The 8,409-nt window shown below is 58.4% G+C and carries 8 protein-coding genes; all 8 read left to right on the top strand.

All coding sequences use genetic code 11. The annotated features are described in order from the left end of the window. A partial coding sequence (locus tag ABT23_RS14420; protein ID WP_296636807.1) for an outer membrane beta-barrel protein occupies positions 1 to 617 on the top strand: 617 nt, incomplete at its 5' end. Positions 618 to 862: 245 nt separating this feature from the next. Then, the gene (locus ABT23_RS14415; protein WP_296636804.1) at positions 863 to 1,831 is read left to right on the top strand and encodes an EpsD family peptidyl-prolyl cis-trans isomerase; all 969 of its coding nucleotides are present in this window, start codon (positions 863 to 865) and stop codon (positions 1,829 to 1,831) included. 104 nt (positions 1,832 to 1,935) lie between these two features. After that, on the top strand, positions 1,936 to 2,595 hold the full coding sequence (locus tag ABT23_RS14410) for a CAAX prenyl protease-related protein (protein WP_296636803.1): 660 nt from the start codon (positions 1,936 to 1,938) through the stop codon (positions 2,593 to 2,595). A gap of 155 nt (positions 2,596 to 2,750) precedes the next feature. Continuing rightward, on the top strand, positions 2,751 to 4,280 hold the full coding sequence (gene epsL, locus ABT23_RS14405) for an XrtB/PEP-CTERM-associated polysaccharide biosynthesis outer membrane protein EpsL (protein WP_296636800.1): 1,530 nt from the start codon (positions 2,751 to 2,753) through the stop codon (positions 4,278 to 4,280). A 220-nt stretch (positions 4,281 to 4,500) separates the two neighbouring features. Further along, positions 4,501 to 5,295 (top strand): polysaccharide export protein EpsE, encoded by a 795-nt coding sequence (gene epsE, locus ABT23_RS14400; protein ID WP_296636793.1) that lies wholly within the window; start codon positions 4,501 to 4,503, stop codon positions 5,293 to 5,295. Between the two features lie 10 nt (positions 5,296 to 5,305). After that, complete coding sequence (epsF, locus tag ABT23_RS14395) at positions 5,306 to 6,694, top strand: chain length determinant protein EpsF (protein ID WP_296636790.1); 1,389 nt, start codon at positions 5,306 to 5,308, stop codon at positions 6,692 to 6,694. 37 nt (positions 6,695 to 6,731) lie between these two features. Further along, on the top strand, positions 6,732 to 7,622 hold the full coding sequence (epsG, locus tag ABT23_RS14390; RefSeq protein WP_296636788.1) for a chain length determinant protein tyrosine kinase EpsG: 891 nt from the start codon (positions 6,732 to 6,734) through the stop codon (positions 7,620 to 7,622). 4 nt (positions 7,623 to 7,626) lie between these two features. Continuing rightward, positions 7,627 to 8,409: exosortase B (gene xrtB / locus ABT23_RS14385; protein WP_296636785.1), on the top strand; the 783-nt coding region annotated here is incomplete at its 3' end.

Below are 8,409 nucleotides of genomic sequence, written 5' to 3'. Positions count from 1 at the left end.
TTTTTGGCGTGTCCTTGGGGTGGGTGCTAGATCCAGGTCCTAAAGATATGGAAGAGTATGGTAGTGCAGATTGGGCAGGCATCGACTTTACCAATTGGTATGCCGGCTTTAGCTTTGGGCAGTCTCAATACCGTGACGTTGCCTCATACATCGATGCCGAGATCGCGCCCGGTGGAGCTGCCCAGACCTCGTCTAACAACCACAGCGAGGGCTGGAAGGTTTACGCGGGCTATCAGGTCAACCAGTACATCGGGCTTGAGGGCGGGTATGTCAATCTCAATGACATGACGGCGCATAGCACCACAGCGACCGGAATGCTACGCACGAATTTGGATACCGATGGATGGACGTTGGCGGCGGTCGGTACATTGCCGCTATCCGACAAGTTTTCTGTCATTGGGAAGTTGGGCGCTGCTTATTTGCTCGCAGATATTAGAACTAAGATGGGAACTGCTTTGGCCCAAGACAGCGGTGATGACGGCTATAGCCCCTACTACGGGGTAGGGGTCAGCTATGCGCTGCTCGATAACCTAAATTTGCGTGCTGAGTGGGAACGCTTTGACAGGAAGGATCTTAATATTGACCTGTTAACGGCAGGTATGGTCGTGAAATTCTAAAGGTAATCTAACCTGGTGTTTATCAAGCCGGGGGCGCAACCCGGCTTTTTTGTCGGATTTGTCTGAAAATACAAAGCGAAAATTAAATGTGACCTGAATCTGCATAAAATCACACGCGCTATGCATTAATTTTTTTGGTGTTTTTAAAAGCCTTGAGTGTGACTGGCCTTATGCCATCCGGCAACGTGTTGCTGTAACATTCATACCACATAATTTCCAATAATCTGGACAAAGAGGAAGCCAATATGCATGGTTTGAAGAAGCTGTATCTCCCGTTACTGATCGTTGCCCTAATAGCAGGTTGCGGCGACAAGAAAGACGGGACGGCGGAGGAGAGCAAGCCCACCCAGGTGGCGGCCAAGGTCAACGGCACCGAGCTGACGGTGTCGCAAGTGAACTACGCGCTGCAGCGCATTCCCAATCTCGACAAGGACCAGTCCAAGGCGGCTTCGCTGCAGGTGATCCGTAACCTGGTCGATCAGGAAGTGCTGGCGCAGAAGGCGCAGTCGGAAAAACTGGATCGCGATCCTGTCGTGGTGCAGGCGCTGGATGCGGCGCGCCGCCAGATCATGGCCGAGGCCTATATGAGCCGCAAGCTGGGTACGCCGGCGGAGCCGACGGATGCCGAGGTGACGGATTACTTCAATAAGCATCCGGAGTTGTTCACCAAACGCAAGATCTACCGCCTGCAGGAACTCGCGATCAAGGCGCCCAAAGAGAAGCAGGAGGCGATCCGCAAGCAGCTGGCCGATTCCAAGACGCTGGGTGATTTCGCTGCATGGCTGAAAGACGAGAAATATCCGGTGCAGGCCTCGCAGGGGGTGAAGCCCGCCGAGCAATTGCCGCAGGCGCTCCTGCCCAAACTGGCTGAAATGCCCGATGGGCAGGCAATGGTTGTGAATACGCCGGAAGGCCTGCTGGTGATTTTGCTGGCGGATTCGCAGGTTCAGCCTGTGACGCTGGAGCAGGCCAAGCCGGCCATTGCGCGCCTGCTGCAAAACGAGGCGCGCCAGAAGGCGGCCAAGGCCGAACTCGACAAGGTGAAGGCGGAAGCCAAGATCGAATACGTGGGCGAGTTTGCCGATGCCGGCAAGGAAGCGCCGGCCCCGGCCGCGGATACTACCCCGACAGCGCCTGCCGAATCGGCTGCAGCCCCGGCTGCACCCGCTGCTGACGCCGATGCGATCAGCAAGGGCGTGTCTGGACTCAAGTAGCAACAGTTACAAGATTCAAGTTGCAAGACGCAAGATAGAGTGTGTGGTGAAGCCACTCGCCCCGTTCTTGTGACTTGCAACTTGTAACTTGAACCTGCTTCCTTATGTCTCCCGTATTCGTTCGCAGCCTGCCATTCGGGCTGTATATCGCTTTGCTTGCGCTGGAAAGCCTGTTGCCCGACTGGGCGCCGGGTTTCGATGTGCGCTGGCTCTATCCGGTGAAAGCTGGACTGGTTGCCTTTGCGCTGGCGGTGCTGTGGCGCCATTACACCGAGCTCCGGTCGTATGGCTTGCCGCTCAAGCACCTGCTGCTGGCACTGGCAGTCGGCCTCGGCGTGCTGGTGCTGTGGGTCAACCTCGACGCCGCCTGGATGTTGATGGGTGAAGCGGGCAAGGGCTACAACCCCACGGATGAAAGCGGCCACATCGACTGGCTACTGGTGGCATTCCGCATCGCGGGTGCAGCCTTGGTGGTGCCGATCATGGAAGAGCTGTTCTGGCGCTCGTTTCTGCAGCGCTGGGTTCAGCAGACCGATTTTCTGATCCTCGATCCGGCGCAGATCGGTTTCAAGGCGTTGCTTGTCGCCAGTGCACTCTTTGCCGTCGAACACCTGCAATGGCTGGCCGGCCTGGTTGCCGGGCTGGCGTATGGCTGGCTGTATATCCGCACCCGCAACCTGTGGGCACCGATCATTGCGCACAGCGTCACCAACGGTGCGCTGGGCGCGTATGTGGTGACCACGGGCCACTGGGGGTTCTGGTGAAGCGGATTGCGCTGCATAAAGGCCCGTGGGGCGGGCAGCCTCCCACCGTTCGGCCTGAGCCCGTCGAAGGCCAGCATGTTGCGTCGCTGACAATTTGCCCTTCGACAAGCCTGTCCAGAGCAGCGTCGAAGGGCTCAGGGCGAACGGGATTGGGGTTGGATGGCTCGGCTCAAGCGAGTTTTGGATGCGCTCAGCCCTCCACCGTTCGGCCCGAGCCCTTCGGCTGCGCTCAGGACGGGTCCACCGAAGGCTTTGTTGAAACCGTGCCTCTCACCGCCGTTCGGCCTGAGCCTGTCGAAGGCCATGATCATGAGTACCCTACGGCGCTGACCATTCACCCTTCGACAAGCCTGTCTAGAGCAGCGTCGAAAAACTCAGGGCGAACGGAATTGGGGCAGGGTGGCGCAGAGCAGTTGGGCTTTGGATTGGGCGGTTCGGCAGGAACGGACGTCAAAACAATCTGCGCAGGATTGCTCACCGTGCTGGGCGCTATGCTCGCGATGCCCGTACACGCGCATGAAGGCGACACCTTCCGCCCGTTCGTCTCCTATGGCACATTTTTCGACAGCAACCTTTTCCGCCTGGCCGACAACGAAAGCCCGGGCACCCCGCGCAGCGAGCGATACAGCGTTCTGAGCGCCGGGCTGAACGTGGACTGGAAGCCCGGCCGCCAGGAAATTGTCGCCAGCGCGACCAAGACCCGGGTGCGTTACAACCGCAACACGATTTACGATTCCGATGGCAATGACTATCAGGCCACCTGGAACTGGCGTTTGGGCAACCGGCTGAGCGGCAATGCAGGGGCGACCCAATCGCTCAGCCAGAGTAATTTCGACAGTGTGGGCCTGGTCAATAACCAGGTGACGCGCAAACGCCGCTTCGGCCGCGCCGAATGGGAGTTTCACCCGCGCTGGCGGATAGGCGGCGGCATCGAAACGGCAGACTACGCCAACAGTGCACCATCGCTGGTTTCACAGGATGTCCAGCAACGGACGCAGGATGTCGTCCTGACCTATCGCACGCCCAAGGGGAGCAGCCTGCGTGCGCAAGTGCGTAGGATCGATGCCGAATACCCTAATGCCCAGTGCCTGAGTAACGCCTTCCCGTTCTGCTTCGAAGTGGCGGACAACAGCTACAAGCAGACCGAATACAACCTGCTGGGTGACTGGAGTGTTTCCGGCAAGTTGAAGCTGCACGGTCAGGCCGGTTGGGTCGATCGAAAGTACGAAAACACCTTGCGGAACTATTCCAACTTTTTTGTTCCTGCGCCCAAACCACGCCCCGATTTCAACGGCCTCGCCGGCCGAATCTCGGCAGACTGGTATGCCACCGGTAAAACCTTACTGAGCGTGTCGGCCTATCAGGAACTGGGGGGCGCGCAGGACATCAATGCGAGTTCAGTTCTGAAAAAAGGTGCGAGCGTGAATGGCGTGTGGCTGATGCGCGAAAAATGGCGCCTGAATGCCGGCGCGACGTTCGAGAATCGCGATTTCAAGGGCGACCCCGGCACAACACAACTGCAACGCAACGACGATACCATCAGCGAAACGCTCTCGATCAGCTATATGCCGATTGAAGCTGTTTCGGTGGATGTCGGCGTCAGTGCGGGGCGGCGGGATTCCAACATCTCTGTCGAGGATTACCAGTTTCACATGCTGTTTGCCAACGTGAGGGCTGATTTTTAGCGGCCGAGAATCGAACGGTTGCGGGTACGGGTTTTGCATGGCAAACAGGCTGGGCCGGGTGAGCAATTCTGACCATGGACACGGTTAGAATGACCGACTGCTGATTAGGCAGCCAAATATGATTTGTATGCTCATCCGCCATAGCGTGGATGACCACAAAGATAACAATCGAATGAGGAGCGCGGTCGGCCACACAGGCCGCCGTCAATTGGAGAGAGCAATGATCAGATTGTGGCGTAGTGTATGGATGTTGTGCGCGTTGCTGTTGGCGGCGCCTGTATGGAGCGCGGATAACGATTACCGGATGGGCACGGGCGATGTCCTGCACATCACTGTGTACGGGCAGCCCGATCTCACCACCGATGCGCGCGTGAGCGAGACCGGCACCATCACCTTTCCGCTGATCGGTGACGTCAAGATGGCGGACATCACCCCGGCCCAGGGCGAGACCGAAATCGCACAGCGCCTGAGCAAGGGCGGCTTCATCATCAAGCCCTTCGTCACCCTCAACGTGGTGCAATACCGCAGCCAGCACATCTCGGTGCTGGGGCGCGTCAACCGCCCCGGCCAGTACACCCTGGAGAAAATCAGCCGTGTAACCGATGCGCTGGCCCTGGCCGGCGGCATCATCATAGACGGCGCCGACACCGTCACCCTGGTGCGCACGCGCGACGGCAAGACCAGTTACCACGATATCGACGTCGTTGCGTTGTTCAAACCGGGTGGCGAAGCCAGCAACGAACTCATCCAGGATGGCGACGTCATCAATGTGGCACGCCAGCCGATGTTTTATATCTACGGTGAAGTACAGCGCCCCGGTGCCTTCCGCCTGGAGCAAAACATGAGTGTGGTACAAGCCCTGTCTCTGGGCGGCGGGCTCACCCAACGCGGTACCCAGCGCGGCATCAAGATCCTGCGCCGCGACGATAAAGGCGCAATGCAGGAACTGGATGCCCAGCTGGCCGATCCGGTCAAGAAAGACGACGTGATCTACGTCAAGGAAAGCCTGTTCTAAGGAAGCCGCGATGAACTTCACTCAATTTTTGCTGATCCTGAATGCGCGCAAGGGGATCATCCTTGGCGTGCTGTTGTTTACCGTTGCGATCACTACTGCAGTGAGCTTGTTGCTGCCTAAGGAGTTTACGGCGACCACGACGCTGATTATCGATTCCAAGAGCAAGGATCCCTTTACCGGCCAATTGATGCCGTCGCAGATGTTTCCTGACTACATGGCCACACAGGTTGACGTCATTAATAGCAATAATGTTGCCTCAAAAGTGGTGCGCGACCTGAAACTGGCGGATAGTCCCGGTACTCGCGAGCAGTTCATGGAGGCGACAGAAGGCAAGGGCGACATCAAGCAATGGCTGGGTGACCTGCTGCTGAAGAAGCTCAGTGTTGAACCTTCGCGCGAATCCAGTGTGATTGCTATCAATTTCAGCGGGGCCAATCCGCAGTTTGCCGCAGTATTGGCAAATGCTTTTGCCAAGGCCTACATTGAAACCAGCATTGAGCTACGTCTGGAGCCTGCCAAGCAGACCGCCGCCTGGTTCGATCAGCAGATCATTCAGCTGCGGCAAAAACTCGACGAGGCGCAACAAAAACTCACTGCTTATCAACGTGAAAAGGGTATCGTCGAGTCCGATGAGAGATTGGATGTCGAGACCCGTCGTATGGGCGATATCGCAAGCCAGATGGTCGCTGCGCAATCGGCGGCCTTCGATGCTAGTTCGCGCACGCGTGAGAGTGCCAGTCTGCCGGAGGTGATCAACAATCCCGTTGTGCAAGGCCTGAAAGCCTCGGTGTCCCAGGGCGAAGGCAAGCTGGCCGATCTGGCCAAGCGCGTAGGAATGAACCATCCCGATTATCAGCGCACTCTGGCCGAAGTGAACAGCTACAAGGCCAAACTCGCCAACGAACTCAGCCTTGCTACGCGCGGTGTGGGTGCTACGGCTGGCGCCGCACAACAACGATACAACGAACTGAGTGCGGCATTCGCCCAGCAAAAAGCCAAGGTGCTCGGATTGAAACAGCAGCGAGAGGAAGCTTCCCTGCTAGCGCGCGATGTGCAAAATGCCCAGCAGATCTATGATGCCGCCCTGCAGCGCTACGGCCAAAGTCGCATGGAGGCACAGTCCACACAGACCGACATTGCCATATTGAACCCAGCGACACCGCCCGAGCAGCCTTCTAAACCGCGAGTGATCCTGAACATCTTGCTGTCGCTGTTCCTGGGTACTCTGCTGGGGGTGGGAATCGGCTTTCTGATTGAGTTGCTGGATCGTCGTGTGCGTTCGGGGCAGGACATCGCTGCCGGATTGGAGATTCCGGTGCTGGCCGAAGTCACCAAGAAAGGTCGCCGTCTGGAAGCCCTGCGCCGAATCTTCCGCCGCAACCGTCCTGCCATGGCCTGACCGCCGTCACCCTCACACCGCATAAGCCGAGGTCTATATGAATTCACTCACCAGCGCCAGCGAACAGGGCAGCATCGTCGAAGCGGCCGCAACCAGCATTCGCGCCGAAGCCAACATTGGCAAGTTGCTGCAGGATGCCGGCAGGCTCAAGCCTCAAGACATGGAACGCGTACTCAAGCTGCAACAGGAACAGAACCTGCGCTTCGGCGAGGCCGCGCAAAAACTCGGCCTGGTCACCGAAGCCGACATCCAGCAGGCGCTGTCGCAGCAGTTCGAATACCCTTACATCCCTGCTGCCGAGGCCAGCCTCAGTCCCGAACTCACCGCTGCCACGGCCCCCTACAGCAAGGAAGCTGAAGCGCTACGTACCGTGCGTTCCGAACTGTTGCTGCGCTGGTTCAACGAGGGACGCAAGACTCTGGCGATCGGCAGCACGCGCGCCGACGAAGGCGCCAGCTATCTGGCTGCCAACCTTGCCGTTTTATTTGCACAGATGGGGCGCAAAGTGCTGCTGATCGATACCAATATGCGGCAACCGCGTCAGCAGGAGATATTCCACCTGGGCAACGGTATGGGCCTGTCTGATCTGTTGGCCGAGCGCGTGCCGTCGCTGCAGGTGCACTCGGTCAAACCCTTCCATACTCTAGCTGTGTTGCCTGCCGGATCGCCGCCGCCCAATCCCGCCGAACTGCTGGCGCGCCCGACCTTCGGCGCACTTCTGTCCGGTCTGGAAACCAGCTACGACATCATTCTGCTGGATACCGCGCCGTCGCAACTCACCTCGGACTTCCAGCTGGTTGCAGCACGTGCCGGCGGCATGCTGATCGCCAGCCGTCGTAACGTCAGTCGTCTGGCCCCGCTGGCCGAACTGAAGGAAAAGATCCTCTTCACCGGTGCTCAGGTCGTAGGCGCTGTCGTCCTGGATTGATGCGATGAATACACTTGCCTCGCGTGCGTCCGTGCTTGATGCGCTTGCACCGCTCAGAACCTGGTGGCCGGTCGTGCTTGGCCTGTTGGTGCTGTATGTGCCCACCTACTGGATGCTGGCGCATGGGCTGTGGAACTCGGAAGAACAAGCGCATGGCCCCATCGTGCTGGTGGTCGCACTGTTCCTGATCTGGCAGCGTCGCGCGGTATTTTCGACAGACGCAGGCGTTTTTCCCAGCCGCACCGAGGTTGCGACTGGCTGGGCATTGCTTGTCATCGGTTTGCTTGCCTATGCCTTGGGGCGGTCGCAGGACATCCTGCTGTTCGAGGTCGGTTCGCAGATTCCGGTCATCCTGGGGGCGCTGCTCATCACGCTGGGCACCCGCGCTGCGCGAGCCTTGTGGTTCGCCTTGTTCTTCCTGATTTTCATGATCCCGCTGCCGGGGTTCATAGTCGATGCCGCCACCGGCCCACTCAAGCAATACATTTCGGTGATTGCCGAGCATGTGCTGTACGCAGCGGGCTATCCGATCGCGCGCAGCGGCGTCATGCTTACTGTGGGGCCTTATCAATTGCTGGTGGCCGACGCCTGTTCTGGCCTGCATTCCATGTTCAGCCTGTCTGCCATGGGACTGCTGTATCTGTATCTGATGCAGCGTACCAGCATCATGCGCAACCTCATCATCATGGCGGCTATTTTACCGATTGCCTTTGCAGCGAACGTGGTGCGCGTGATGGTACTGGTATTGGTGACCTATCATCTTGGCGACGAGGCCGGGCAGGGGTTC

The organism is Thiobacillus sp. SCN 63-57 (assembly GCF_001725555.1).
Taxonomy (GTDB): domain Bacteria; phylum Pseudomonadota; class Gammaproteobacteria; order Burkholderiales; family Thiobacillaceae; genus Thiobacillus.
This window is presented reverse-complemented; position numbering and strand designations above follow the sequence as displayed.